The sequence below is a fragment of the Haloprofundus salilacus genome, from assembly GCF_020150815.1.
Taxonomy (GTDB): Archaea; Halobacteriota; Halobacteria; order Halobacteriales; family Haloferacaceae; genus Haloprofundus; species Haloprofundus salilacus.
Window position 1 is genome coordinate 360599 of the sequence record NZ_CP083723.1, and the last position, 23113, is coordinate 383711.

24 protein-coding genes are annotated in these 23113 nt (G+C 66.6%); 11 read left to right on the forward strand and 13 right to left on the reverse strand.

Features of this window, described 5'->3' with window-relative positions; all coding sequences use genetic code 11:
• Window positions 1-181 precede the first annotated feature (181 nt).
• A complete protein-coding gene (locus LAQ58_RS01705; protein WP_224450203.1) occupies window positions 182-1042 on the forward strand; it encodes an isoaspartyl peptidase/L-asparaginase in 861 nt (286 codons plus the stop codon).
• Between the two features lie 88 nt (window positions 1043-1130).
• On the opposite strand, the gene LAQ58_RS01710 is transcribed toward LAQ58_RS01705, so the two are convergent.
• Window positions 1131-2621 (reverse strand): cupredoxin domain-containing protein, encoded by a 1491-nt coding sequence (locus LAQ58_RS01710; RefSeq protein WP_224448901.1) that lies wholly within the window; start codon window positions 2619-2621, stop codon window positions 1131-1133.
• 277 nt (window positions 2622-2898) lie between these two features.
• A complete protein-coding gene (locus LAQ58_RS01715) occupies window positions 2899-3072 on the reverse strand; it encodes a hypothetical protein (protein WP_224448902.1) in 174 nt (57 codons plus the stop codon).
• Here LAQ58_RS01715 and map point away from each other — a divergent pair.
• Window positions 3065-3955, forward strand: a complete 891-nt coding sequence (gene map, locus LAQ58_RS01720; RefSeq protein WP_224448903.1) for a type II methionyl aminopeptidase — start codon at window positions 3065-3067, stop codon at window positions 3953-3955. The two genes, LAQ58_RS01715 and map, sit on opposite strands and share 8 nt — an antisense overlap.
• 80 nt (window positions 3956-4035) lie before the next feature.
• Here the strand turns inward: map and LAQ58_RS01725 are convergent, their stop codons facing one another.
• Window positions 4036-4506, reverse strand: coding sequence for a redoxin domain-containing protein (locus LAQ58_RS01725; RefSeq protein ID WP_224448904.1), 471 nt, complete (start codon window positions 4504-4506; stop codon window positions 4036-4038).
• Window positions 4507-4695: 189 nt separating this feature from the next.
• A complete protein-coding gene (locus LAQ58_RS01730) occupies window positions 4696-4893 on the reverse strand; it encodes a DUF7835 family putative zinc beta-ribbon protein (protein ID WP_224448905.1) in 198 nt (65 codons plus the stop codon).
• A 432-nt stretch (window positions 4894-5325) separates the two neighbouring features.
• Here LAQ58_RS01730 and LAQ58_RS01735 point away from each other — a divergent pair, with 432 nt between their 5' ends.
• Both LAQ58_RS01735 and LAQ58_RS01740 read left to right on the forward strand, forming a co-directional pair.
• Window positions 5326-5868 carry an HIT family protein gene (locus LAQ58_RS01735; RefSeq protein WP_224448906.1) on the forward strand — a complete coding sequence of 181 codons (543 nt, stop codon included), beginning with the start codon at window positions 5326-5328 and terminating at the stop codon, window positions 5866-5868.
• Window positions 5869-6054: 186 nt separating this feature from the next.
• On the forward strand, window positions 6055-6990 hold the full coding sequence (locus tag LAQ58_RS01740) for a cation diffusion facilitator family transporter (protein WP_224448907.1): 936 nt from the start codon (window positions 6055-6057) through the stop codon (window positions 6988-6990).
• A gap of 27 nt (window positions 6991-7017) precedes the next feature.
• On the opposite strand, the gene LAQ58_RS01745 is transcribed toward LAQ58_RS01740, so the two are convergent.
• The 4 genes from LAQ58_RS01745 to LAQ58_RS01760 all read right to left on the reverse strand — a co-directional run bounded on the left by LAQ58_RS01745 (window position 7018) and on the right by LAQ58_RS01760 (window position 10636).
• Window positions 7018-7563: a S26 family signal peptidase gene (locus tag LAQ58_RS01745; protein WP_224448908.1), complete on the reverse strand. Its 546-nt coding sequence runs from the start codon at window positions 7561-7563 to the stop codon at window positions 7018-7020.
• Between the two features lie 124 nt (window positions 7564-7687).
• Window positions 7688-8281 carry a S26 family signal peptidase gene (locus LAQ58_RS01750; protein WP_224448909.1) on the reverse strand — a complete coding sequence of 198 codons (594 nt, stop codon included), beginning with the start codon at window positions 8279-8281 and terminating at the stop codon, window positions 7688-7690.
• Window positions 8282-8332: 51 nt separating this feature from the next.
• Window positions 8333-9334 carry a hypothetical protein gene (locus LAQ58_RS01755; protein WP_224448910.1) on the reverse strand — a complete coding sequence of 334 codons (1002 nt, stop codon included), beginning with the start codon at window positions 9332-9334 and terminating at the stop codon, window positions 8333-8335.
• Window positions 9335-9385: 51 nt separating this feature from the next.
• Window positions 9386-10636, reverse strand: coding sequence for a tRNA (N(6)-L-threonylcarbamoyladenosine(37)-C(2))-methylthiotransferase (locus LAQ58_RS01760; RefSeq protein WP_224448911.1), 1251 nt, complete (start codon window positions 10634-10636; stop codon window positions 9386-9388).
• A 135-nt stretch (window positions 10637-10771) separates the two neighbouring features.
• Here LAQ58_RS01760 and LAQ58_RS01765 point away from each other — a divergent pair, with 135 nt between their 5' ends.
• Entirely contained in the window at window positions 10772-11956 is a 1185-nt protein-coding gene (locus LAQ58_RS01765; protein WP_224448912.1) for an outer membrane protein assembly factor BamB family protein, read from the forward strand.
• Between the two features lie 39 nt (window positions 11957-11995).
• Here the strand turns inward: LAQ58_RS01765 and LAQ58_RS01770 are convergent, their stop codons facing one another.
• The 3 genes from LAQ58_RS01770 to deoC form a co-directional block, all read right to left on the reverse strand.
• Window positions 11996-14263: an amino acid permease gene (locus LAQ58_RS01770; RefSeq protein WP_224448913.1), complete on the reverse strand. Its 2268-nt coding sequence runs from the start codon at window positions 14261-14263 to the stop codon at window positions 11996-11998.
• A gap of 359 nt (window positions 14264-14622) precedes the next feature.
• Complete coding sequence (locus LAQ58_RS01775) at window positions 14623-15375, reverse strand: Lrp/AsnC family transcriptional regulator (RefSeq protein ID WP_224448914.1); 753 nt, start codon at window positions 15373-15375, stop codon at window positions 14623-14625.
• A gap of 2 nt (window positions 15376-15377) precedes the next feature.
• Window positions 15378-16013 carry a deoxyribose-phosphate aldolase gene (deoC, locus tag LAQ58_RS01780; RefSeq protein ID WP_224448915.1) on the reverse strand — a complete coding sequence of 212 codons (636 nt, stop codon included), beginning with the start codon at window positions 16011-16013 and terminating at the stop codon, window positions 15378-15380.
• Between the two features lie 200 nt (window positions 16014-16213).
• On the opposite strand from deoC, the gene LAQ58_RS01785 reads away from it, so the two are divergent.
• The 3 genes from LAQ58_RS01785 (at window position 16214) to LAQ58_RS01795 (ending at window position 18600) form a co-directional block, all read left to right on the forward strand.
• Entirely contained in the window at window positions 16214-17020 is an 807-nt protein-coding gene (locus LAQ58_RS01785; protein WP_224448916.1) for a DUF63 family protein, read from the forward strand.
• Between the two features lie 63 nt (window positions 17021-17083).
• Window positions 17084-17962, forward strand: coding sequence for an ATP-dependent ribose-1-phosphate kinase (locus LAQ58_RS01790; RefSeq protein ID WP_224448917.1), 879 nt, complete (start codon window positions 17084-17086; stop codon window positions 17960-17962).
• A 125-nt stretch (window positions 17963-18087) separates the two neighbouring features.
• Window positions 18088-18600, forward strand: a complete 513-nt coding sequence (locus LAQ58_RS01795) for a hypothetical protein (RefSeq protein WP_224448918.1) — start codon at window positions 18088-18090, stop codon at window positions 18598-18600.
• Window positions 18601-18603: 3 nt separating this feature from the next.
• Here LAQ58_RS01795 and LAQ58_RS01800 read toward each other — a convergent pair whose 3' ends face one another.
• A complete protein-coding gene (locus tag LAQ58_RS01800; protein ID WP_224448919.1) occupies window positions 18604-19125 on the reverse strand; it encodes a DUF7509 family protein in 522 nt (173 codons plus the stop codon).
• A 114-nt stretch (window positions 19126-19239) separates the two neighbouring features.
• On the opposite strand from LAQ58_RS01800, the gene LAQ58_RS01805 reads away from it, so the two are divergent.
• The 3 genes from LAQ58_RS01805 to LAQ58_RS01815 are packed head-to-tail and all read left to right on the forward strand — an operon-like array spanning window position 19240 to window position 21874.
• Window positions 19240-19611: a winged helix-turn-helix domain-containing protein gene (locus tag LAQ58_RS01805; RefSeq protein ID WP_224448920.1), complete on the forward strand. Its 372-nt coding sequence runs from the start codon at window positions 19240-19242 to the stop codon at window positions 19609-19611.
• Between the two features lie 59 nt (window positions 19612-19670).
• Window positions 19671-20399: a guanosine phosphorylase gene (locus LAQ58_RS01810; RefSeq protein ID WP_224448921.1), complete on the forward strand. Its 729-nt coding sequence runs from the start codon at window positions 19671-19673 to the stop codon at window positions 20397-20399.
• A gap of 35 nt (window positions 20400-20434) precedes the next feature.
• The gene (locus LAQ58_RS01815) at window positions 20435-21874 is read left to right on the forward strand and encodes a universal stress protein (RefSeq protein WP_224448922.1); all 1440 of its coding nucleotides are present in this window, start codon (window positions 20435-20437) and stop codon (window positions 21872-21874) included.
• A gap of 9 nt (window positions 21875-21883) precedes the next feature.
• On the opposite strand, the gene LAQ58_RS01820 is transcribed toward LAQ58_RS01815, so the two are convergent.
• A complete protein-coding gene (locus tag LAQ58_RS01820) occupies window positions 21884-23059 on the reverse strand; it encodes an NAD-binding protein (RefSeq protein ID WP_224448923.1) in 1176 nt (391 codons plus the stop codon).
• Window positions 23060-23113 lie beyond the last annotated feature (54 nt).

Consider the following 23113-nt stretch of genomic DNA (forward strand, 5'->3'; position numbering starts at 1 on the left):
CCGGTGCGGTCTCTTTTTTGAGCGGTCGAGAGTCAGTGACGGAGGAGCGTCCACGCCACCTGACCGCAGTGTGTCCCATCACCCCGAAAGCGCCGTGCTCGAAACGAATGGTTTCCTCGGGTCGCCGACCGTCGCAAATGAGTCTGTTACATATGGCGGTCCGGTGAACCGTGAGTTCGACATGCACGTCATCGTACACGGCGGCGCGGGCGGCACGCCGGACGAACCCGAACCCCGACAGGCGACGTTGGACGAGGCGGCCGAGACCGGCGCGGCGCTGTCGACGCCGCTTTCCGCCGTCGAGGAGGCAGTGAAGCTTCTGGAGTCGAATGACCGGTTCAACGCGGGTGTCGGAGGCGCGGTCCAGTCGGACGGCGTCGTCCGAACCGACGCGGGCGTGATGACCAGCGACCGCGAAACGGGCGCGGCAGCGAGCATGGCGGGCGTCGAACACGCCGTCTCTGCGGCGCGCGTCGTCGCCGAGGAGACGCCGCACGTCCTCGTCGTCGGCGACCACGCCGTCGACCTCGCGGCAGACTACGGCGTCGAGACGGGCGTCGACCTCCTGACCGAGAAGAGTCGTGAGCGCTGGAACGACAGCGACGCCCCCGAGGGAAGCCCCGCGGAACATCTGCAGTGGCTCCGCGAACGGTTTGGCGGCCACGACACGGTAGGGGCCGTCGCCGGCGACGGCGAGACGTTCGCCGCCGCCACCTCGACAGGCGGGCGCTGGTTCGCCCTCGCCGGACGCGTCGGCGACGTGCCTCAGATCGGCTCGGGGTTCTACTGCGCGCCTGCCGGCGGCGCGAGCGCGACCGGTGCGGGCGAAGACATCGCGAAGGCGACGCTCTCGCGCCGGGCGGTTCGACACCTCGAAGCGGGGTTGGGCGCGCAGGCGGCCGCCGACCGCGCGATGGCGGAGTTCGGCGAACTCACCGGTTCCGACGCCGGCGTCATCGTTCTCGACGACAATGGGGCGGGAAGCGCGTTCAACACCGACGGGATGCAGACGAGCGTCGCAACGAGCGCCGCGTTGCGGTGACTGCGGTCGTCCGGTCGTTCGCGGACGCGTCGCTCTCCGGTCGAGTCGTCGCCGAAAAAAGAGATCTGCTTCGACGAGAGGTCGTCAGTTAGTTTCCGCTGTCGTTACCGCTGTTTCCGTTACCGCCGCTGTTTCCGTTGCCGCTGTCGTTCCCGGCGTCGCCGCTGTTACCGGGTGCGGTGTCGTTGGCGGAGACGGGAACCGTGTAGGTCGTCTTCGACGTGGTAACGATGTGCTGCGGCGAGTTCGTCCGCTCGAGTGCGGTCTGGCTCGGGCCGCGGACTTCGAGTTCTACCTGCTGAGTCTCGCCGGGTTCGAGCACGACCAGTTCACTGGTCGGTGCGCCGAGACCGGCGCGGTAGGAGATGCTGTCTGCGACCGTCTCGTTCGTCGGGTTGACCACCGTCACGGTGACGTTGTACGTCTCGTCGGCCGAGATTTCGGACGGTCCTTCGACGCCGGTGACGGCGAGACTGTCCCACTGCGGCGCGACGCGAACCGACGTCGTGCCGGTCGTCATCGACTCGACTTCGGCGGTGCCGACGTCGACGGCGTCGACGACGACGACGTTGCCGCCGGCGCCGTCACCGACCTGCCGGGCGTCGTCGGGCAATCGATCGACCGCGCCCTGGACCTGGTCGTCGGATACGTTAGACTCGTCGAGCGTCGAGCGGATGGTCTCCGTGGAGTCGGTGAGTTCCTGGGATTCCTCCTCGGTCACTTCACCGTCTTCTATCGCCTCGCGGACGTTCGCAAGCTCCGTCTTCAGCTGAACGTACTGCTCGTCGGTGAACTGCTCGCGGTTTTCGTCGATAGCCATCTCCGCTCGGTCGATAGCCTGCAGCGCTTGGTCGGTGTTCTCACCGAGCGAGAAGTTCTCCGTTCCCTCCATGTCGTCGAACGCCGATGGCGTCGGCGTCGACTGCTGGAGCGTCTGGATGGTCAGCGAGTCGACTTCCATTTCGTCGACGTTGACCTCGCGGACGAGGACCGTCGTCGCGTTGGAGTCGCCCGTCTGCGCCGAGTCGCCCTCGCCGGCCATCGAATCGTTTTCACTGGCCGCCGAGTCGCTCTCGTTGGCCGCCGAGTCGCTCTCGTTGGCCGTCGAGCCGTCGGACGCGCTGTCGTTCGAGAGGAGACCGGTCTGGTCGTCCTCAACGCTCACGTCGTTGACCGAGAGCGTGTCGACGCGGAGAGTGCCGATGACCACGCTACCGACGCTCTCGTTCGAGTCGAGGTAGCCGCGCGCTTGGGCCTCGTTGATGTCGTCGTCCTGGACCTCGATATCCTCGATGGAGACGCCGCTGACCTGGATGCTGTCGAAGGAGGCGTCCTCGAAGACACCCTCCTCGACGGTCCCTTGGTCACCGATCTCCACCTGCTGGACGACTAACCGCTCGACCGTGACGTTCTCGACGGTTCCGCCGTCTACCTGTAGCTCACTCACCGAAACGTCGGTGAACGTTACATTCTCGTCTGCCGTCGTCGCCGCACCGCCCATCGCGGGTTGAACGCCTGCTGTTACCAGCAGAAGCGCGGTTACTAACGCGACGGCCGTCCGTATGGTTGTGGAACTCACGCTTTCAAACACCGCTGATTCGATAATAAACCAGAACGGCTGTTTTCACCCCACATGCGGAGCTTATCTCGCTAGCCTGTCACTGTACCGTCACCGGGTTTTCTGCGAAAAGCTCTAATTACTGACTGTAGACTGACATTCTCGGCGGCTCGAACGAGGCCGCGCGACGGATCTCGGTCGCCGGAGATTGACCGCCTCGCTCGTCGCAGGACGCCGGTTTGGGAACGGCGTCTGCCGACCCCGATGAACGTCCGCCGAACCGCCGGCGCGACGCGACTCACTGGTCGTCGACGAACACGTCGTCGTGGTCGACCGTCAACTCGCGATTGTGGCTCTCGGCCGCCGGTACCGGTTCCTCGTCGGGGGCGGCCCGGCGTGTCGCTCCACTGCGTCGCCCCGCTGTCCCGCAACCTCTTTGCCCCGGTCGGTCAAAGCCTGCGGGTATGAGCATCGGACATCTCGACGACGAGACGGTCGAAAAGTACCGCGAGGCGGGCGACATCCTCCGAACCGTGTTGGACGAGTCCGCGGAGATGATCGAACCAGGCGTAACGCAGCTCGAAGTCGCCGAGTACGCCGAATCGCGCATCAAGGAACTCGGCGGGGGGTGGGCGTTCCCGGTCAACATCAGCGTCGACGAGGAGGCGTCGCACGCGACGCCCGCCCGCGACGACGACACCGAGTTCGGCGAGGAGATGGTCTGTCTGGATGTCGGCGTCCACGTCGACGGCTACGTCGCCGACGCCGCCGTCACCGTCGACCTTACGGGGAACCCCGAACTCGTCGAAGCCTCCGAGGAGGCGCTCGCCGCCGCACTCGACGCTATCGAACCCGGTGTGGAGACGGGTGCCGTCGGCGCGGAGATCGAGGACGTGATCCGCGGCTACGGCTACACGCCGATTCTGAACCTCTCCGGTCACGGCGTCGAGCAGTGGGACGCCCACACCGGGCCGAACATCCCCAACCGCGGCGCGGAGCGCGGCGTCGAACTCCAAGTCGGCGACGTGGTCGCCGTCGAACCGTTCGCGACCGACGGCAGCGGCAAAGTGACCGAGGGTGCGAAAACCGAGATTTACAGCCTCGAAAACGACCGCTCGGTCCGCAACCGACAGGCTCGACAGGTGCTCGACCACGTGAAAGAGCACTACCGCACGCTCCCCTTCGCGGCCCGGTGGCTCGACGTTCCCCGCGCGGAGATGGCGATTCGCCGCCTCGAACAGAACCACGTTCTCCACGGCTACCCGGTGCTGAAGGAGGAGGATAGCCGTCTCGTCAGCCAGGCCGAACACACCGTCATCGTCACCGAGGACGGGTGCGAGATTACGACCAACTGAGCCGGTAGCTGCGGAAACGCACGTAACTCCGCTTCGGTCCTGTGAAAAGAATCGTCTCGACGGCTTCGGCCGGTCGCCGCTTACGCGCCAACGGCGCCGAGCAGTTCGTCGTACTCCGGTTCGTTGTCCGGTTCGTCGGCTTCCCACGCGTAGGTGATTTCGCTGTCGTCGTTGACAACGTACACCGCGCGGTTCGCGACGCCGTGCAGACCCAGTTCTTCGACGTCGATTTCGAGGTCGTACGACTGAATCGTCTCCCGGCTCATGTTGCTGACGAGCGGGAACGAGAGGTCGTACTCCTCGCGGAACGCGTTCAGCGTGAACGGCGAGTCGGCGCTCAGACCGTACACCGACGCGTCGGCTTCCTCGAACTCGTCGATGTGCTCTTCGAGCGAGGTCATCTCGTTCGTACACGGCGGGGTGAACGCGCCCGGGAAGAACGCGAGTACGAGCGAACCGTCGTCAACCCGCTCCGAGAGCGTGAACTCCTCGACGTCGCCGTTTGCCACTTTGTTCGTGAACTCGAGTGCGTCGTCGCCTACCGAGACCATATCCGGCAGTTGGGGCGAGACGCGGATAAACCGCTCACAGGCCACCACGTTCGCCGCGAGCGTGAGACGTAAACCGACGGGGCCGTCCGTCGGGGACGTTGTCCGTGGTTTCGTACGCTCCCCGGCGGGGAACGCGGAACGTCGCCGCTCTCGGGTGCTTCGAACGCCGGGAAAAACCGAACCCGTTCACTACGCGTTGTTCATCCGCTGGGTCTTCTCCGTCCCGCAGACGCCGCAGACCGAGATGCGGTAGGGTTCGCGCGAGAACTCCGCGTTCTCCCGCTTCTGGCTCTCGGTTCGAATTTCGACACGGACGTTGTGAGTCGTCTCCCGCCCGCAGCGGTCACACGTCTCTGCCACCCCATCGGGTTCGGGTTTCGTCGCCATTTCAGGCAACAGTATGGGTGAATTACGAATAAAGACACATCTCCGTTCCATCGATTTTCGACCGTTCATCGCAAGACGGCGTCGGGATGACCCCCCGTTCGGAGGGGTACTGTTCAAACGGTTTATCGGCGTAAGACGGACGGTAAAACCGTCGTCGACCCCGTTCGTCGCCGTTCTCGGTATCGGTCGCCGCGGTCGTGTGGGCCGTCGCGTCCGTGCAGAACTGCCGGCGTTCGTGTAGAACCATCAGCGTTCGTGCAAATCCGTCGACGCCTACCCGGAACCGTTCGCGTCCGGAACCGTCGGCGGTCGTACAGAACTGTCGACGTTCGTGCGGACCTCCCGGCGTCGTCCGAGGCGACCGGCAGTTGCGGAGTAGAACTGACGTCGGCGGTGAGATACGCCTAAGCGAGTGGCGACTAAGACCGTACCATGGACCAACTGTTCGCGCCGTGGCGCATCGAGTGGGTCGAACGCGACACCGACGGCAGCGACGGCGGGTGTCCGTTCTGCACGCTCTCCGAGGACGACGCCGACAGAGAGAACCGCATCGTCGCGCGGAGCGACCGCTGTTTCGTCCTCCTGAACAACTATCCGTACAACCCCGGCCACGTGATGGTCATCCCCTACCGTCACACCGGCGAGTACGCCGACCTCAACGACGCGGACCTGCTCGACCACGCGCGCCTCAAACAGCGGACGTTCGAGGCGCTTCGGACCGCCTCCGGTCCGGACGCGTTCAACGCCGGACTCAACCTCGGCGGTGCCGCCGGCGGTTCTATCGACGATCACGTTCACACCCACGTCGTCCCCCGGTGGTCCGGCGACACGAACTTCATGCCTGTCATCGGCGACACGAAAGTGCTCGTCGAAGCGCTCGAAGATAGCTACGACCGCCTCCACGACGCGTTCGCCGAGCAGGACGGCGCGGCGAGCAGAGGCGACGACGACGCCGTCCAGCTTCGGTTCGACTGACGCGACGGGAACTCGTGTTCGCTCCCATCTCTCGGCGAACGGTCCGCCGCCGAACCGTCGACCGCCGGCGAACCGTCCGCTGCCGCCGAACCACCCGCTGTCTGTGACACGCCTCGCGCTGGGCGAATCACCAGCGCTGACGGTCAGTTCAAAGCACCTTTGAGCGACGGTGTCCTACGACGACCGATGGACCGGCAGACCGTCGTCAGGCGCGTCGGGGTAGTCGTCCTCGCGGCCAACCTCGCGCTCGCCGTGGCGAAAGGGGCGGTGTGGTACCCCACCGGAAGCCTCGCCGTCGGTTCGGAGGCGGTCAACAGCCTCTCGGACGCCGTCTACAGCTTCGTCGTCCTCGCCGGTCTCTACATCACGACGCAACCGCCGGATCTCGACCACCCCCACGGCCACGAGCGAATCGAACCGTTCGTCTCGCTGTTCGTTGCCGTCGGCATCTTCGCCGCGGGCGGTGCGGTGCTGTGGCAAGCCGTCCAGTCAGTGCTCACGGGTAGCTACGGCGGGACCGTTGGTCTCACCGCCGTCGGCGTCCTCGTCGCCAGCGCCCTCGTAAAGTACGTTCTCTACCAGTACTGCCTCCGGGTCGGCGAGGCGCAGAACTCGCCTGCGCTCGTCGCCGCCGCGCTCGACAACCGAAACGACATCCTCACCGCGAGCGCGGCGCTCGTCGGCGTACTCGGCACCCGGGTCGGCGTTCCGGTTCTCGACCCGGTCGCCGCCGCCGTCGTCTCCGTCGGCATCGGCTACACCGGCTACGAAATCGTCCGCGACAACGTCGACTATCTCGTCGGCCGTGCGCCGCCGGAGGACCTCCGCGGCGAAATCCTTCGCCGGGCGCTCTCGCACGAAGACGTTCGCGGCGCGCACGACGTCGTCGCGCACTACGTCGGCCCGGAGATAGACGTGAGCCTCCACATCGAAGTCGAAGGCGACATGACCGTCCGCGAGGCGCATGACATCGAGACGGACGTGGTCACGTCGATCCGCGAGATTTCGGAGGTCGACGACGTGTTCGTCCACATCGATCCGAAGGAGCTCGGCGAGTGGAAAGACGACGACGAAACAGACCGGTTAGCGAGATGGACGGGCGTCGACAGCCGACGACGGTAAATCTCCGACAGCGCTCTTCTCGCTCACTCAGAGCACACCTGTGACGACGAGGCGAAGCCACCCGAGCATCGGCACGCCGACGTTCGCTTTCGCGCGAACCTGCTCGGTCCGCACCGGGTCGATGGAGTCGGTCGCCTGGTCGTAGTACTCGTTGCCGTCGCCTTTCGTGACGTATCCGGCGTGCGGAGCGGGGCAGTTGGCCAGTTCCGTGCAGTCGTCGACGCCGGGCGGAATCGCCGAGGAGTCGGCGCGTTGGTACCAGTTCTCGCCCGCCTCGACGCGGAAGTGCGCCCGGCGGAGCGTCGGCGCGCCGTCCCGCTCGGGACCGTCGAAGGCGACGACGTCGCCCGGTTCGCCGAATCGCTCGTAGGCGCTCGATTCGGCTTCCTCGACGGTCGTCACGCCGTCGGGACCGGCCGTCCCGTCGTCGTAGCGGCTGACGTCGGTGACGAAGACGAGGTCACCCCTGTCGAGATTCGGTTGCATGCTCGCGCTCTCGACGGCGACCATCGGCGGCCAGACGCCAGCGACGGCGAACAGCGCCACGCCGACGACCCCCAGTGCGGCGAGCACACCGAAAAACTCCCGAGAAACGGGGTCACCGCTTTCTCTCGTTCCTGACACGGCCGGCGGTACCACGAGTAGCTAAGTGTAGATTGGGGTGGATCGAGGGTCGGCCGGTCCGGACGCCGAGGGGTTACGGGCAACCGACGTCGTCGAGCGTCGCCGACCCTTCGACGACGAGGCGAACCCAGCCGACACACGGGAGGCGGAGTCCCGCTTTCGCGCGGATCCACTCGTGTTTGACCACGGGGGCGATACCTTTCGCCTGGTCGTAGTGGTCGTTCGCGTCGCCTTTCGTCACGTAGCCGTCGTACGGCGCGGGGCAGTTCCGGAGTTCGTCGCAGCTATCGGCGGTTACCGGGAGGTACGACCGATTCGCCCGGTCGTACCAGTTCTCGCCTGCCTCGACCCGGAAGCGGGCGCGGTGTATTATCGGCGTTCCGCGGTTCGGTGCCTCGTAGATTATCACGTCGCCGTCGCCGACGAAGCGCCGGTAGTCGCCGTCGTCGTCGGTGGTCACGACCCCCGCCGCGTCGGCGCCCGACCCCGAGAACCGGTCGGTGGCGGTGACGACGACCATGTCGCCTCTCTGCATGTGCGGGTCCATGCTCCCGCTCTCGATGGCGACCATCGGCGGCCACACGCCGGTCACCAACACGAGCACGAGAAACACCGCGATGACGGCGGCGACGGGTTGGAGGACGTCGTAGAGGAGGGAACGAGGCATCTATTCGGGAGTGCGTGGCAGTAAGCAAGAGCGTTGCGGGACGGTGTCGGTTCAGTCGCTCGAATCGGCGGTCGTTTCCGTCGTCGACGCTGTCCCGAGGTCGACCGTCTCCGACGCCGAGACCATCCCGTCGACGCTCGCGGTCACGAGTCCGTCCTCGCCGCCGGTGTACTCGGTGCTGAAGCCCTGGCTCCACTCGACGTGTCCGCCCGCGTCGACGTTGTCGCGAACGACGGTCGACTCGTCGTCGTCGGCGATGCCGGTCGTCGGCCAGTACACCGCCGCGAGGAACTCGCCATCGACGTTACTGACGTTCTCGGCGACCAGCGAGAGTTCGACGCTCGTACCGTCGTTTATCACTTCGGTTTCGAATGATTGCAACTCGAACGTCGGCGCGCGACGCCTGAGTTCTGAAACGGCGTCCGCCGGAAGCGACCACTCGGCGGTGTCGTCGCCGCGTCGACAACGAATCGTGGCGTCGTTCGCGTCCAGCGGCGACGGTGGTTCGAAGACCACCCAGCCGACCTGTTCGCTCTCGGGATACGCGTACGGGTCGTCGTACTGAATCTCCCCGCGTCCGGCGAGCATCGTCGTGTACGCGCCTTCGGTCCGTGTCTCAACTTTGACCGCGGAGTACGTCGTTCCCGCCGCTGATAGCTCGAACGCGTCGTATTCGGGTTCCGCGACGGCGTTCACGCCCGATCCGTCGTCGCTTTGCACCTCGGCGACGACGAACTGTCGGTCCTCGGGGGCGAGCACGCCGCCGGACCCCATGATAGAGTCGTAGGCGACCGCCTTCTCGACGGTCGGGTTCGCGACGGCGACCTGCACGTCGCCGAGCGTTCGTATCGACGACTCGGGAAGCGTGAACGCCGCGTTCGATGCCGGGGTCGTGCTGTTCTCCCCGGACGGGTCGGGACTGGTCGTCGGCGTCGCCGTCGTCGACGAACTGCCGTCGTCTCCCGACTCTGTCGGGAGGGCGGTACACCCGGCGGTGAGACCGACCGCTGCGAGTCCGGTCGCACGCAAAAAGTGACGTCTGGAGGGCGTCATCACTCAAGACTGTCAGGTGTGTTGGTAAATGCTTTCTCCCACTACCGACCGTTAAATTGGTTCACCGAACGCGTACACGGTCTGGTGCCCCGTCACCTCGACTTCGAGGAAGTCGCCGGGTTCGACGCCGTGGTCCGAGGCGTTCTGGACGATAATCTGTCGGTACGCGCCGTCGCGACATTTCACCGAGTCGCCGACGCCCTCCTCGACGACGAGCACCTCCTGCTGTGTGCCGACCATCGCCTCGTACGCCTCGCCGACGATTTCCATCTTCAGTTCCGACATCGCCTTCGAGCGCTCTTTCTTGATTGTGCCGCCGAGACCTTTCATGTCGGCGGCGTCCGTCCCGGGGCGCTTCGAGAAACGCGTGATGTTCACCTTCTCGGGGCGAATCTCCTTGAACAAGGCCATGCTCTGGGCGTGGTCGTGCTCGGTCTCGGTGGGAAAGCCGACGATGAAGTCCGTCGAGAGCGTCCAGTAGTCGAGTTTGTCGTCGAAGACTTCGACGATGTCGAGGAACTTGTCGACGCGGTGCTGTCGCCGCATCTCTTCGAGCACGTCGTCGCTGCCCGACTGGACGGGGAGGTGGATGAAGTTGTAGAGCTTCTCGTTCTCCGCGAACACCTCGGCGAGTTCCTCGCGGATGCCGTGGATACCTCCCGGGTTGGCCATCCCGACTCGAACCCGAAAGTCGCCCTCGATGTCGCAGATGCAGTCGAGTAGTTCCGGAAGCTTTCGTTCACCCGTGTCCCAGCCGTAGACACCGGTGTCCTGGCCGGTGACGCGGATCTCCGTCGCCCCGGCGTGGACGAGCGCTCGAGCCTTCTCGACGTTCTCCTCGACGGGCGGCGAGTCGATGCGCCCGGTGGCGAACTTCGTGATGCAGTACGAGCAGTTCGACATGCAACCGCGGGCGATGGGGAGGATGCCGACCTGTCCGTCGAGGACGGGTTGAGTGTCCGGGGTGACGGTCGGACACTCGCCGTTCATCGCCGCGTTCGGGACATCGTCCCAGTGGAGCACCTCGGCGTCGATGCCAGCCTCGCGGAACTCGTCGCCCTGCGCGAGCGCCATGCAGCCGGTGATGATGAGGTCCGCTGTCTCCTTCTCCAGTTCCTGCGCCCGGCGAATCATGTTGCGCTCGGTCTTCTCGACGACCGTGCAGGTGTTGAGGATGGCCACGTCGGCCTCCTCGGGTCCGTCGGCGGGGTGGTGGCCGCCGTCGCGCAGCGCCTGCTCGATGTGACGGCTCTCACCCCGATTCGACGTGCAACCGTAGGTTTCGATGTGGTACCGGGCCATTCGCTTGTGGGTGGTATCGGGTCTGCGGGCAAAAGCGCGACGATTGGGGGCGGTTCGTAGGCCGTCTTCGAGACTGCTTTCGAGCGTCTCGTGTCCTTCCGAAAATATATCACGAGTCCGGACGCACGGTCAGTGATGCCCTCTAGACGACAGGTTCTCGCGGCGGTCGGTGCGGCGGGAAGCTTCGGCGTAGCCGGATGTATCGCGTCGGAGTATCGCGGTTCAGAACCCGACACGGCCGCACGTGGCGACGAAAATACGCAGGCAGACTGGCCCCGACCCGCGTTCGACGCTGGGTGGACGAGTTACAACCCGAACCCGGTCGGTCCGCACTCAAATCCCACGGAGCGGTGGTCGACCGAGCTTCCCGGTCTTCCGACGGGACGCCCCGTCGTCGCGGACGGAACCGTCTTTGTCCCGTGTTCCGGTGATCTCCTCGCACTCGATGCAGAGTCGGGCGAGGAGCGCTGGCACGCCGGCGACGAAGACGACCACTATCTCCGCTCGCCGTTGGTCCACGGGGGGACCGTGTACACCGCGTCGGGCGGCGGGCGAGCGTTCGCCGTCGACGCGGAGACGGGCGAGGAACTGTGGACCGCCGAAACCGACGCCAGTGCCGCCACAGTGCCGACGCTCGACCGCCACGGCGAGGCGTTCTTCGTCGGCGATAGCGACGGGACGATATACGCGTTCGATGCCGAATCCGGCGACGAGCAGTGGCGACGTAACGTCTTCGGTGTCGCAACTCGACTCGTCGCGCGGCACGGTGTCCTGACGGTCGGAACCGAAGGCGGCGAGGTGTACGCGCTCGACCCGTACGGAGAGCGCGGCTACTGGCGGACCAAACTCGGCGGCGCGGTGCAGGCGCTCGCGGTCAAAAACAGCGACGTGTTCGCCGGGGGATTCGGCGGCCCCCTCGCGCGACTTCAGTCCGGCGCCTTCGCCGGAACGCCCCGCTGGGAGAGCGACGCCGTCACCGCCCACCGGTCGCTCGTGGTCGCGAACGACGCCGTCTTCGGCACCGACGGGACGGGACTTACCGCAGTCGACGCGGCTTCGGGCGAAACCCGCTGGACAGTCGGGGACGACTACTTCTCGGGACCCGCCGCAGCGGGCGAGATACTCTACGTCGGCGGCGAGAGCCGCGTGGATGCCTACGCGCTCGACGGCGGCGTCGGCGTCGACGACGTTCGATTCGGCGCCAAACGGTGGTCGTTCGATCTGGAGGGCGGCGTTCAGGAGGGTCTCGCCGTCGCCGACGGCGCGGTTTTCGCGCTGACCACTACTGAAGATAAATCACGGGCGTACGCTATCGAGTAAAAGTGACGACGGGCACGGACTCCGGTCGGGAGCGGTCGTTCAGTCGTCGTCCGACGCCGACCCGGAGCCGAACAGCCGGCTGAGCAGCGACCGCTCGCTCGGGCGCTCGGCGAGCAGCACCGAACACTCCACCTCGTCGACGATGTCGTAGACGAGCGACCCGGTCAACAGTCGCGAGAGCAGGCCGCGTTCGGTCGCGCCGATGACGACCATCGACATCTCCTCGGAGTGGCGGCCGATGGCACCCTCGACGTCGCCGGAGACGTCGACGCGAATCTCGGCGTCTTCGATGTCCCGTTCTTCGGCCCACTCGCGGAGGAACGTCTCGCCCGCTTCGCGCTCGTCCTCGCCGTCGACGACGTAGAGCAGCGAGACGTTCGAACCCTGGTTGAGCAGGACGCGCGCGACCTCTGCGCTGAGGTCGGAGTCGCCGCCGCCTGCCGTCGGGACCAGCACGTCAGAGGGGTCGAACCCCTCGTCTTTCAGCACGAGGAAGTCGCACGGCAGGTTCCCGGCGAGTTCGCCGAGCGTCCCCTCGACGCGGCCGGCCGACCAGAACGGCGAGCCGCCCCAGCCCATCACGACGAGGTCAGCGCGGTGGTCGCGGGCGGCGTCGAACACCTCCTCGACGGAGCGGTGAGAGACGATGGTCTGCGTCTCGACGGGTGCGCCGAACGTCTCCGCGTCCTCGCGGGCGGCCGCCAGCAACTTCTCGGATTCGGCGTCGATCTGCTCGACGCGCTCGGCCCCGGCCGACAGCGGCACCTGGTCCGGGACGGTGACGATGTGAACGGCTTCGACTGTCCCGCCGCGAGCCGTCGCCAGCAGACTCGCGAGTTCGATGAGGTGTTTCTCCGTTCGCGGGTTCGAGAGCGGGACCATGACGCGGTAGTCGCCGCCGTCGGGTTTGACCGTGCTGGCAGCTGAGACGGCCGCGTCGGGCATCTCCTCCGAACGTGAGAGGATGTACCGACTGAGTAGCCCGCCTGTCTCGACTTTCTCACGCGCGTAGACGAAGTACCACACCACTGCGCCCAGGACAAACACCGCCGACAGCGCGATCTCGATGTCGTCCATGAACGCGACGAGTCCGAGTGACAGCAGCGCCCCTGCGATGGGCGTCACCGGGTAGAACGGCACGCGGAACTCCGGGTCGTAATCGACGGCGTCGGACTCGCGGAAGACGATGAGTGCGGCGTTCATCAGCGCGTAAACGATGAGGTGCAGTACGCTCGCCGCCTTCGCCAACACCGCAAGGTCCTGGCCCAAAGCCGAGATAAAGACGATGATGATGAGTCCGGTCACCAGAATCGAGCGGTACGGCGTCGCGAACCTCGGGTGAATCTTGTTGAGCCAGTTCGTGACGATTTTTTCGCGACCCATCGCGAAGTTGATGCGCGCAGACGCGAGAATCGAGGCGTTCGCCGATGACGCCGTCGCCAACAGCGCGCCGAGCGTCATCACTGTCGCCGCGGCGCCGGCGATACCAGCCGGGAACGCGACTTCGGCAGCTTGCGCGACCGGCGCATCCTGGCTCAAGTCGGTCCACGGGACGACGCCGAGCATTACCGTCACCAGGATGGCGTAGACGACGGTGACGAGCGCGACGCTGCCGATGATGGCGATAGGGAGATTACGGCCAGGGTTTTTGAGTTCCTCGGCGACGGTCGCGATTTTCGCGTAGCCGAGAAAGGAGACGAACACTAACGCGGTTCCCGGAAGGATGGCCCCGAAGCCGAAGGGGGCGAGACCGTCCTCGCCGGCGAGCGTCGCGTAGTCGAAGGAGCTCCACCCCGCAACGGCGAAGACGCCGAGAATCGCCAACAGAATGAGCACGATGACGGTCTGGACGCCGCCGGTCTCCTTCGCGCCGATGTAGTTGACGCCGACGAAGACGAATCCAGCGAGCAGCGCGCCCACCTGTATCGGCGAGAGAAACAGGACGCCGGGGAGGCCAACGAGTTCGGCGAGATACTGGCCGAAGCCAATACAGTAGAACGCAGAAGCGAACGCGAGGCCGACCCAGTCGCCGAGACCGGCGATAGACCCGAAAAGCGGGCCGAGCGCGCGGTTGACGTAGTAGTAGCCGCCGCCGGCTTTCGGCATCGCCGTGCCGAGTTCCGACACCGACAGCGCGTTCACCATCGCGATGAGACCGCCGACGACGAAGGAGACGACGACGATGGGACCCGCTTCCTGGGCGGCAACGCCCGGGAGGACGAAGATACCCGCGCCGATCATCGTCCCGATACCGATAGTCATCGCCGACAACAACCCGAGGTCCTTGGCTAACTCCTCGTCAGCCATCGTGTCCTCCCGCCGGTCCGTCTACGGTCCGTTTCTCGCATCGAACGGCTGTCTCTCGTAGCTTCATAGCGGCTTGGTCGGTCGCGGCCGCGCGATGGCGACCGGTGCGTCGCCGCGACGTCGTCTCTCGTTCCTCTCGGTTCGAATTCTCATGCTCGACCGTATCGTGTCGGGGTACATAACTCAACCGACTGAAATCTACTCGAAACGAAAACGAGTATTTAAATGAGGTAGGCATCGAGCAGTAGTTCATATATCGACGGGTACGGTGAGGGAGACGGCGGCGTCGTCACTCGCGGTTCCTCCATATCGTGCGGAAAGCGTCCTCGTGCCGTCGTCAGCGAACGTCGGTCGCCGAACTACTCCGTGTTCCGGAGCGCGGCGAGCGTCTCGTCGGGAACGTCGCCGCGTGAAAACAGCGTCACCTCGTCGCCCGCCCGGAGGACCGTATCGCCCCGCGGCGTCACGACGCTCTGGCCGCGGTCGACCGAGATAACGAGCGTATCCGCGTCGAGCAGCCCTCGGTCGCCCGCCTCCGACAGCGTCAACCCGTCGATGGGCGCCTCCTCGCCGATAGTCGCCTCGACGATTTCGGAGCCCCCGGTGAGGCTGACGAAGTCCGAGAGCGTCCCGCGACGTTCGTCCTCTTCGGGTTCGTACGGCGCGTACGGGAGGTACGAATCCGCCTGTACGAGATCCTCGTCCTCGATTTCGATTCCCAGGCTGGAGAGCGCCCGCGCGACGCGCCGCAGGTCGGCGATGTCCTCCCCGACGGCGAGCACGTGGAGGTTTCTGCGGCCGGTCATCAGCTCCCGAACGTGGACGACGCCCGGGACGGTTCGCACTCTCGCGGCGACGGACTCCCGCTCGGCGACGGGCGCGTTACAGAGATAGAGATTCGTCAGTCGACCGTCGGCCTGTTCGAAGTCGACGTGCGCGTAGTAGCCCTTGATGATGCCCGCCTCCTCCAGTCGGGCGATTCGGTTGCGGATCGTCCCGGCGGAGACGCCCAGGCCCTCGGCGATGGTCGGCGCGGACGTGTTGCGCGCGTCCGCCATCAGCGCGTGGATGACTCGGCGGTCGACCTCGTCGAGTTGGTACTCCTCGTTCATCCTTACTCCGGCGCGCCCTCGACGATTTCGACGCCGCTCGACGCGCCGATGCGCTCGGCCCCCGCCTCGAACATCGCCATCGCCTCCTCGTAACTGCCGACGCCGCCGCTGGCTTTCACGGGGAGGTACTCGGCCATCAGTTCCACGTCTTCAGCCGTCGCGCCCCCGTCAGCGAAGCCGGTCGAGGTCTTCACGAACGCGGCGTCGGCCTGTCTCGCCGCCTCGCAGGCGCGGTGCTTCTCCTCGTCGGTCAAAAGCGCTGTCTCGATGATGACTTTCACCGGAACCGGCACCGCGGCGACGACTTCGGCGATGTCGGCTTCGACGGCCTCGTCCTCGCCCGCCTTCAGGCGACCGACGTTGAGTACCATGTCCAGTTCGTCCGCGCCCCGGTCCCACGCGTCGACGGCCTCGGCGCGCTTGGCTTCCGTCGAGTGCTGACCGTGCGGAAAACCGACCACCGTCGCGAGCGTCACGTCCGGCGCGTACTCGGCGGCCTCGGCGGCGTAACACGGCGGGATGCAGGCGTTCATCCCGTACTCGACGGCGTCGTCGAGGACTCCGTCCACGTCGTCGAGCGTCGTCTCCGGGCCGAGGACGGTGTGGTCGATGCGGGCGGCGAGTTCGCTGCGCTCCATGGCGACCCCACGGCGGCGGGCGTTAAAATCCCGCCGGAGACCGCCGTGACGTGTTTTGCCCGGCGAGATGTCCACTGCCTTCCGAACTGGCCGCCGTCTCCCGAGCTGTTACCGCCTCTTGAGCTGTCCACTGTCTCCCGAGACGACCGCGTCGTCAGCGTTCGGTAAGGCTTTCACGGCGGCCCGACACTCCTCGCCTCATGCAGGTGTTGCCCGAGGGCTTCGCGCTGCCGCCGCCGCCGTATCTCCTCGCGCTCGTTGTCGGTCTCTCCGTCGTCAGCTACGCGCTGTATCGGCGTCGACCCGCACTCACCGACCGCCACGTGCTCGCGCTCGCCCCGTGGATGGTCACTGGGTCGGCGCTCCACGTCGCCTACGCGCTCGGGACGCTCCCTCCTGTAATCGAACCGCTGATGGGGACGCCGTCGGTGTATCTCTCCGTCGCCGTCGTCGCCGGCGGCGTCTGGGTCGTCGCCGACTCGTTGAACCGGCCCGTCCCGACCTCGGTCGCTGTCGCAGGCGTCGTCGCGACGGTTCCCGCCGTCGGCCTCCCGCTCGCCTCGGCGCTCTCGGCGGGGTCGTTCCAGCCATTCTGGTCGACCGTCGCGCTCGTCGTCTCGCTCCTCCTCGGCGCGGCGGCGTGGGTCGCGCTGAAAGCCGTTCGCCCCGAGACGGCCCTCACCCGGTGGGCCGGTGCGCTGGCGGTGTTCGGCCACACCCTCGACGGCGTCTCGACGGCCGTCGGTCTCGATATCCTCTCGTTCGGCGAGCGGACGCCGCTCTCGCGGCTCATCTTCGAGTTCGCCGCCGAGTTGCCGACTGCGGACCTCGTCGGGACCGGGTGGCTGTTCGTCACGGTGAAACTGCTTCTCGCCGGCGTCGTGGTCTCGCTCATGGCCGACTACGTTCGCGAGGAACCGAGCGAGGGCTTTCTGCTCTTGGCGCTCGTCGCGGCCGTCGGTCTGGGACCGGGCGTTCACAACCTCATCCTCTTCGCCGTCGCCTGACTCTGTTCCTCGCCGACCGCCGCGTCGGGTGGCTTTTTCTCGCCGGCGGCCGAGAGTCGTCCCATGCCCCGCGTCATCTGCGCCGGTCACGTCAACTGGGACGTGACGCTCCGCGTCGACCACCTCCCCGAGCCGGACGGCGAAGCGGTTATCGAGGCGGAGACCGGCGCGGGCGGCGGCAGCGCCGCGAACGTTGCCGGCGGTCTCGCCGGACTCGATGTCCGGACAACTCTTTTCGGGAGCGTCGGCGACGACGACCACGGAACGGAGGTGCGAGCAGAACTCGCCGACGCAGGCGTCGACTGCGAGACGCTGGTGCGAGCGGACGGAGCGACCGCCGTCAAATATCTCGTCGTCGCCGACGACGGGCGCGTGATGGTGCTCGGCCGCGACGGCGCCAACGAAGCCTTTTCCGCTACCGACCTCGCGGCGGAGCGACTCGCGGCCGCCGACCACCTCCACCTGACGAGCCACGACCCCGAGACAGCGGCGACGTTGGTCGACCGCGCGCACGCGGTCGGCGTGCCGGTCAGTTTCGACCCCGGTCGGCGCGTCGGCGACCGAGGGTTCGAGGGCGCGCTCGACGGCGCGGACGTAGTGTTTCTCAACGACCGCGAGGCGGCGGCGGCGCTTGACGCCGACCTCTCGCCGGAGGGCCGGACGTTTGTGCTGAAACACGGGCCGCGCGGCGCGGAGGTCCGCACGTCGACGGAGACACACACGCACCCGGGGTTCGCCGTCGACACTGTCGACACGACGGGTGCGGGCGACGCGTTCGCCGCGGGGTTCCTCGCGAGTCGTCTCGGCGGCGGCGGCTACGACCGGGCGCTCGCCGTCGCCAACGCCTGCGGCGCGCTCGCGGCGTCGTCGCTCGGCGCGCGAACGACACTCGATTGGGACGCTGTCGACCGACTGCTCGGCGCGACAATTGACACCGACTGACGACGACGACACCAACTTACGCTGACTAGCGCCGACTGACACCAACTATTTCTGTTCGCCTACCTGTCAGAACCGTCGATTGTCCTCCCGCACGTTTATACGATAGTACAGACTTTTCCGGGGTGATGCTCGCCGACACCGTCCTCGACCTAGCGGCGACGCGCGGCGTCGCGTCGATGATTCGCCTTGCACTGGGTGCGCTGGCGGGTCTCGTCGCGGCTGTCGTCATGGACGCGCCGATGGGTCGACAGGAGGGCGGCTTCACCCCCGCCTACGTCGCCGCGTCGGTGCTGCGCCGAACGACCCCGGACGCGGTGAGTTTCCGCGACGCCACCGTCGTCCACCACGGCGCCGGGTTGCTCGCGGGCGTTCTCTACGCCGTCGTGCTGACGTTCGGCGAGACTGTCGTCCCCCGCGTGGTCTCGCTCGGCGGGGTCGACCTCCTGTCGCATCTGGTTGCCGTGGGCGTCGTCGTCTCGTTCATCTACGTCTTCTTCGCCCACTTCGTCCTCCCGCGCGCCGGCGGCGACATCTACGAGGAGCAGTCGACCGCGGTTCGCGGACAGTGGCTCCGCTCGTCGCTCGTCTTCGGCGCGGCGCTGGCCGTCGTCGCTCCGTTTCTGTTCGCCGTCGTCTGAAGCTCACTCCTCGGGCGGAAACGACAACTCGCCGCTCCCCTCGCGGCGCATCACGTCCCGAGCGAACACCCGAATCCCGTAGACGAGCTCCGCCTCGTCGTCGTACGACCGAACCGTCGCGTCCCAGCGGTCGGCGACGGCGCGGATCATCGCGCTCCGGACGCCGGACTCGTGGACGAACAGCACTCGTTCATGCGCGCGATCGGACATGTCCTCCAGCACCGCCCCGACTTCGATGCCGACGCCGAGGTTCCGTCCGTCGCCGGGGACGACGAAGACGACGGCGTTGCTGGCGCGGGCAAACTGCAGCGACTGCGTCCCGGCGTCCATCTCCTCCAACTCGATGTCCGCGTCGGTGGCGAGGAACGCGTTGAAGCCGACATCTCGCAAATCGTCGCGCAGGCGTTCGAGGAAGGCGAACATCTCGCTGTCCTCGCCGCGGTGGCCCTTGTACGGTCCCATCAGGTAGACGAGGAAGCGCCGGTAGGTCGTCGGCGGGAGGGTGTCGAGGAGGTAGTCGCGCATCTTTGGTAGTGGTTCTCGGAGGGGTAGTATAAAAATGGCGGCTGTTTCAGGGGACGTTGACTCAAGAAGTGTTATGTGACACTAACTGCTACTGAGAAACAGCAAGTGGTCGCCATGTCCAAAGCCGAACACCCCCACATCCCCGAACTTCCCGAGGACGGCGTCCTCACGCTGAGCGAGTATCTCGCGATGCAGCGCGCCATCGGCGAGGAGACGCGCTACCGCGTGCTCGCCGAACTGCTGCGCGAGGGCGAACTGAGCGCGAGCGAGTTAGCAGAGAGCCTCGACAGTCCCTCGAACCGCCTGCACTACCACCTCGACAAACTCGTCGACGTGGGATTGGTGGCGAACCGAAAGCGTCGCGAACGCGGCCAGGACGGCCTCTACTCGTACTACGTCGCGACCGCGCTCGGCGAAGCCATCATGACCCACGGCGTGAGCGAACTCATCGCCGAGGAGCGTGAACTGTTGCAGCGGTACGGCTGAGCTCGGGAGGCGACACGAGAGACCAATCAGTTTTTCCCGACTACCTGTGACCCTCGGATATGGCAAAACAGCCGCACCTGCTCGTCGAGGAGGGAGACGTACACGACATAGCGCTCGTACCCGGTGACCCGGGTCGCGTCGACCGAATCGCGAAGCAGTGTGAGAACGTCGAGGAAGTCTCGCAGAACCGCGAGTACAAGATCGTCAACGCCGAGTACGACGGCGTCGCGCTCACCATCTGTTCGACCGGTATCGGCTGTCCCTCCGCCGCCATCGCCGTCGAGGAACTGTCGCGCGTCGGCGTCGACACGGTGATTCGTGTCGGCACCATCGGCGCGCTGCAGGAGCACATCGAAATCGGCGACATGATCGTCGCGACCGGCGCAGCCAAGGAGGAGGGAACCTCGAAGCGCTACGAGTCGCCGGTGTACCCGGCGGTCCCCGACTACGAGGTGCTGACGGCGCTCGTCGATTCGGCGGAGGCCAACGACGAAGACGTCCACGTCGGTCCCATCGTCTCCGACGACGCGTTCTACAACGAGTCCGACGAGTACGTCGAGGAGTGGAACGCGGCGAACCTACTCGCCATCGAGATGGAGGCGGCGACGGTGTTCGCGCTCGCCCGCCGCAAGGGGATGCGCGCCGGAGCCATCTGCACCGTCGACGGCAACCTCGTGAAGGGGACGCAGAAGGGCGCGGACTCCGACGAGGAACTCCCGGAGAAGGCGAAGAACAACGTCGAGCGCGCCATTGCCATCACACTACGCGCAGTGACGACCGTCGCCTGAGGATGTTCGACCGGGTGGTGGCGCGAATCGCCGATATGCTTCGGCGCGTCCGGCGCGTCGAACGACGCGAACTCGGCGAACTCCGGCGGTGGATGGAGACCACGAGCAACCTCGTCCACCTCTCGGTGCTCGTCTTCGTCCCGCTTCTCATCGCGCTCGTCACTCACATCTCTAACCTGACGGCGCTCTCGTTTCTCCTCTTTCCGCCGCTGGCGTCGGGCACGTACACGCTCTTTGCGAACCCCGAGGGTCGGTACGCGGACCCGGTCCAGTTCGTCGCCGGACTCGCGGCGGGCGCGGCCGCGGGATGGCTCGCGCAGGTAGTCGCCGCCGCCCTGTTAGGTCCCGTCGAGTCGACCACCGTCAGCCCGGTTAGCGCGGCGCTCGCCATCTTCTTCGCCGGGGCGGTGACGTGGGGGCTCGACGTGGAGGAGCCGGCGGCGTACTCGACGGCACTGCTCGTCCTCGTCGCCGCCGACGCCGAGCCGTGGGAGTATCTCGTCGCCGTCGTCGGCCTCGGAGCCGTCGTCGCGACCGTCTTCGCGCTCTGGCGCTCGCGATTCTACGAACGCCGGGCGCAGTACCTGTACGGGACCACCCGCGGCGACGACCACGTTCTCGTCCCGATGCGCGGCGAGACGGCGACGAAGACGGCGCTGTTCGGCGCGCGCCTCGCCGCCGCCCACGAAGCCGGAAAAGTTGTCCTCCTCGACGTGCTCGACGACCCCGAACGGGCCACCGCCGAGCGGGCGATGCTCGACGACGAGGTGTCGTCCTCCGCGAGCGTCGTCTCGGTGAACGTCGATTCGGATACCGAGACCGACGCCGACGGAGAGACCGCCGAGACGGTCGAAGACGCCGCGTCTCGGTTGCAGACCGAAGCCCAGCGGATTCGGACGCGAATCGGTATCCCCTGCGAGGCGGTCGTCGCGAGCGGATCCCCCGGAACGGTCGCCGTTCGCGCCGCCCGCGAGACGAACTGCGACCTCGTTGTCGTCCCGTTCGAGAGCGAGGACGGTCACCTCTCGGACGTCGTTCGCACCATCTTCCGGGGACCGACCGACGCCGTGGCGTTCCGATCTCGTACCGGCAAGGAGCGGTGGCGACGCGTGCTCGTGACCGTCTCGCGACCCGGCGACACTGCGCACGCGATGATAGATTTCGCCGAGCGACTCGCCGAACCCGACGGCAACGTCAGTGTCTGCACCTGTATCGACGCCGAGGCCGAACGCCGCGTCGCCGAGAACACGCTCGCGAAACTCGTCGAGACGACGCGGGGGCACGTCGAGACGCGCGTCGCCCGCGCGGAGGTCGAGTCGTTCATCGAGGCCAACGCCGGTGCCTACGACCTCGTCGTCATCGGTTCTAGCGGCGACCGAAGCGCCGCCTCGCGGTTCATCTCGCCGCCGACGTTCGAGCGACTCGACTCGCTCGACTGCGACCTCGCCGTCGTCGACCGCGGCGACCCGAACTGACTCGGGCGTTCACGGCTCGACCGAGCGGTCGTGCAACAGCCTGTCGGCGACGTCTTCGGCTCCTTCACCGCCGAGGGCGGAGGCCGCCAGTAGATGTCCGCCGAGCGCGGCGGGACTGATGACCGTGTCCGCGCCCGCTCGTTTCAGTTTCGGGATGTTCCGCCGTTGGGCGGCGGCCGCGACGATGGTCACGTCGGGGTTCATCTGTCGGGCGGTGAGAATCGCCAGCGCGTCCTGGGCGTCGTCGTTCGTCGCGACGACGACGGCGCGCGCGTCGGCGACGCCCGCTTTGGCAAGCGGCTCCTCGTCGCTCGGGTCGGCGGTGAGGACGGAGATGTTCCGCTCTGTGAGTTCCTGTGCGCGGGCGGGGTCGGGCGTCACGACGAGGAACTCGCATTTTTCCTGCAGTTCTTCGATAATCGGTTCCGTCAGGTCCCCGTAGCCGAGAACGAGAACGTGATCTTCTAGGAGTGAGAGTTGTGTGTCTGTCATGCGTCCGAGCGCTCTGGCGAACCGGGCTTCGATGGCTGGCGTCAAAAGCGCCCCGAGGGCGACGGCGAAACTCGCTGTTCCGGTGAGGAGCACCGAGACGACGAACAGTTTCCCGGCCTGACTCGCCGGGGTCACGTCGCCGTAGCCGACGGTGCTGGCGGTGACGAGCGAGAAGTAGAACGCGTCGACGAGCGTCACGACGCTTCCGAACTCGTCGCGGAGGACGTACGTGCCGACCGTCCCATACAGTTGGGCGAGGACGATTGCCGCCAGCGCCGCCTGCTGGGTCGTCGTCAACTCGGTGCGCTCCTCGAAGTGCCGGTAGTTCACCAGCACGACGGGCAGCGCCAGAAGCGAGAGGACGACCAGCGGGTACGCGAGCGGACTCGACTGCAACAGCCCTTGCGTGGCCGCCAACGGCAGCAGCAGCACCGCGAGGTACCATCCGAGGCGGCGGCCGTTGCGGAGCGTGAACACGCTCGCCAACAGGAGAAAGCCGGTGAACGCGCCGGTGAACGCGGCCGCCCGCTGGACGAACGCCGGGACGTACGCCGCGAGCGGGCCGGTGACGCTCGGCACGTCGAGACCGAGGATGCCGAACCCGGCGACGCCGGTGACGATCGATAGCATCGCCGCTGCGAACGTGAGTCCGACGGCGAGTCGCGCTCCGAGCCGCTCCCGATTCACCTCCATGCCATCGCGTTCGGCGACAGCGGCACATAAATGCGCCCGAATCGGATCCGTCGC

Excerpts from the sequence above, each read along its gene's own strand:
- LAQ58_RS01820 (WP_224448923.1), bottom strand. The coding sequence starts at position 23,059 with ATGGAGGTGAATCGGGAGCGGCTCGGAGCGCGACTCGCCGTCGGACTC.
- LAQ58_RS01810 (WP_224448921.1), top strand. The coding sequence starts at position 19,671 with ATGGCAAAACAGCCGCACCTGCTCGTCGAGGAGGGAGACGTACACGAC.
- LAQ58_RS01715 (WP_224448902.1), bottom strand. The coding sequence starts at position 3,072 with ATGCTCATACCCGCAGGCTTTGACCGACCGGGGCAAAGAGGTTGCGGG.
- map (WP_224448903.1), top strand. The coding sequence starts at position 3,065 with ATGAGCATCGGACATCTCGACGACGAGACGGTCGAAAAGTACCGCGAG.
- LAQ58_RS01765 (WP_224448912.1), top strand. The coding sequence starts at position 10,772 with ATGCCCTCTAGACGACAGGTTCTCGCGGCGGTCGGTGCGGCGGGAAGC.
- LAQ58_RS01770 (WP_224448913.1), bottom strand. The coding sequence starts at position 14,263 with ATGGCTGACGAGGAGTTAGCCAAGGACCTCGGGTTGTTGTCGGCGATG.
- LAQ58_RS01805 (WP_224448920.1), top strand. The coding sequence starts at position 19,240 with ATGTCCAAAGCCGAACACCCCCACATCCCCGAACTTCCCGAGGACGGC.
- LAQ58_RS01790 (WP_224448917.1), top strand. The coding sequence starts at position 17,084 with ATGCCCCGCGTCATCTGCGCCGGTCACGTCAACTGGGACGTGACGCTC.
- LAQ58_RS01795 (WP_224448918.1), top strand. The coding sequence starts at position 18,088 with ATGCTCGCCGACACCGTCCTCGACCTAGCGGCGACGCGCGGCGTCGCG.
- LAQ58_RS01750 (WP_224448909.1), bottom strand. The coding sequence starts at position 8,281 with ATGCCTCGTTCCCTCCTCTACGACGTCCTCCAACCCGTCGCCGCCGTC.
- LAQ58_RS01775 (WP_224448914.1), bottom strand. The coding sequence starts at position 15,375 with ATGAACGAGGAGTACCAACTCGACGAGGTCGACCGCCGAGTCATCCAC.
- deoC (WP_224448915.1), bottom strand. The coding sequence starts at position 16,013 with ATGGAGCGCAGCGAACTCGCCGCCCGCATCGACCACACCGTCCTCGGC.
- LAQ58_RS01725 (WP_224448904.1), bottom strand. The coding sequence starts at position 4,506 with ATGGTCTCGGTAGGCGACGACGCACTCGAGTTCACGAACAAAGTGGCA.
- LAQ58_RS01755 (WP_224448910.1), bottom strand. The coding sequence starts at position 9,334 with ATGACGCCCTCCAGACGTCACTTTTTGCGTGCGACCGGACTCGCAGCG.
- LAQ58_RS01730 (WP_224448905.1), bottom strand. The coding sequence starts at position 4,893 with ATGGCGACGAAACCCGAACCCGATGGGGTGGCAGAGACGTGTGACCGC.
- LAQ58_RS01785 (WP_224448916.1), top strand. The coding sequence starts at position 16,214 with ATGCAGGTGTTGCCCGAGGGCTTCGCGCTGCCGCCGCCGCCGTATCTC.
- LAQ58_RS01705 (WP_224450203.1), top strand. The coding sequence starts at position 182 with ATGCACGTCATCGTACACGGCGGCGCGGGCGGCACGCCGGACGAACCC.
- LAQ58_RS01735 (WP_224448906.1), top strand. The coding sequence starts at position 5,326 with ATGGACCAACTGTTCGCGCCGTGGCGCATCGAGTGGGTCGAACGCGAC.
- LAQ58_RS01800 (WP_224448919.1), bottom strand. The coding sequence starts at position 19,125 with ATGCGCGACTACCTCCTCGACACCCTCCCGCCGACGACCTACCGGCGC.
- LAQ58_RS01815 (WP_224448922.1), top strand. The coding sequence starts at position 20,435 with ATGCTTCGGCGCGTCCGGCGCGTCGAACGACGCGAACTCGGCGAACTC.
- LAQ58_RS01760 (WP_224448911.1), bottom strand. The coding sequence starts at position 10,636 with ATGGCCCGGTACCACATCGAAACCTACGGTTGCACGTCGAATCGGGGT.
- LAQ58_RS01740 (WP_224448907.1), top strand. The coding sequence starts at position 6,055 with ATGGACCGGCAGACCGTCGTCAGGCGCGTCGGGGTAGTCGTCCTCGCG.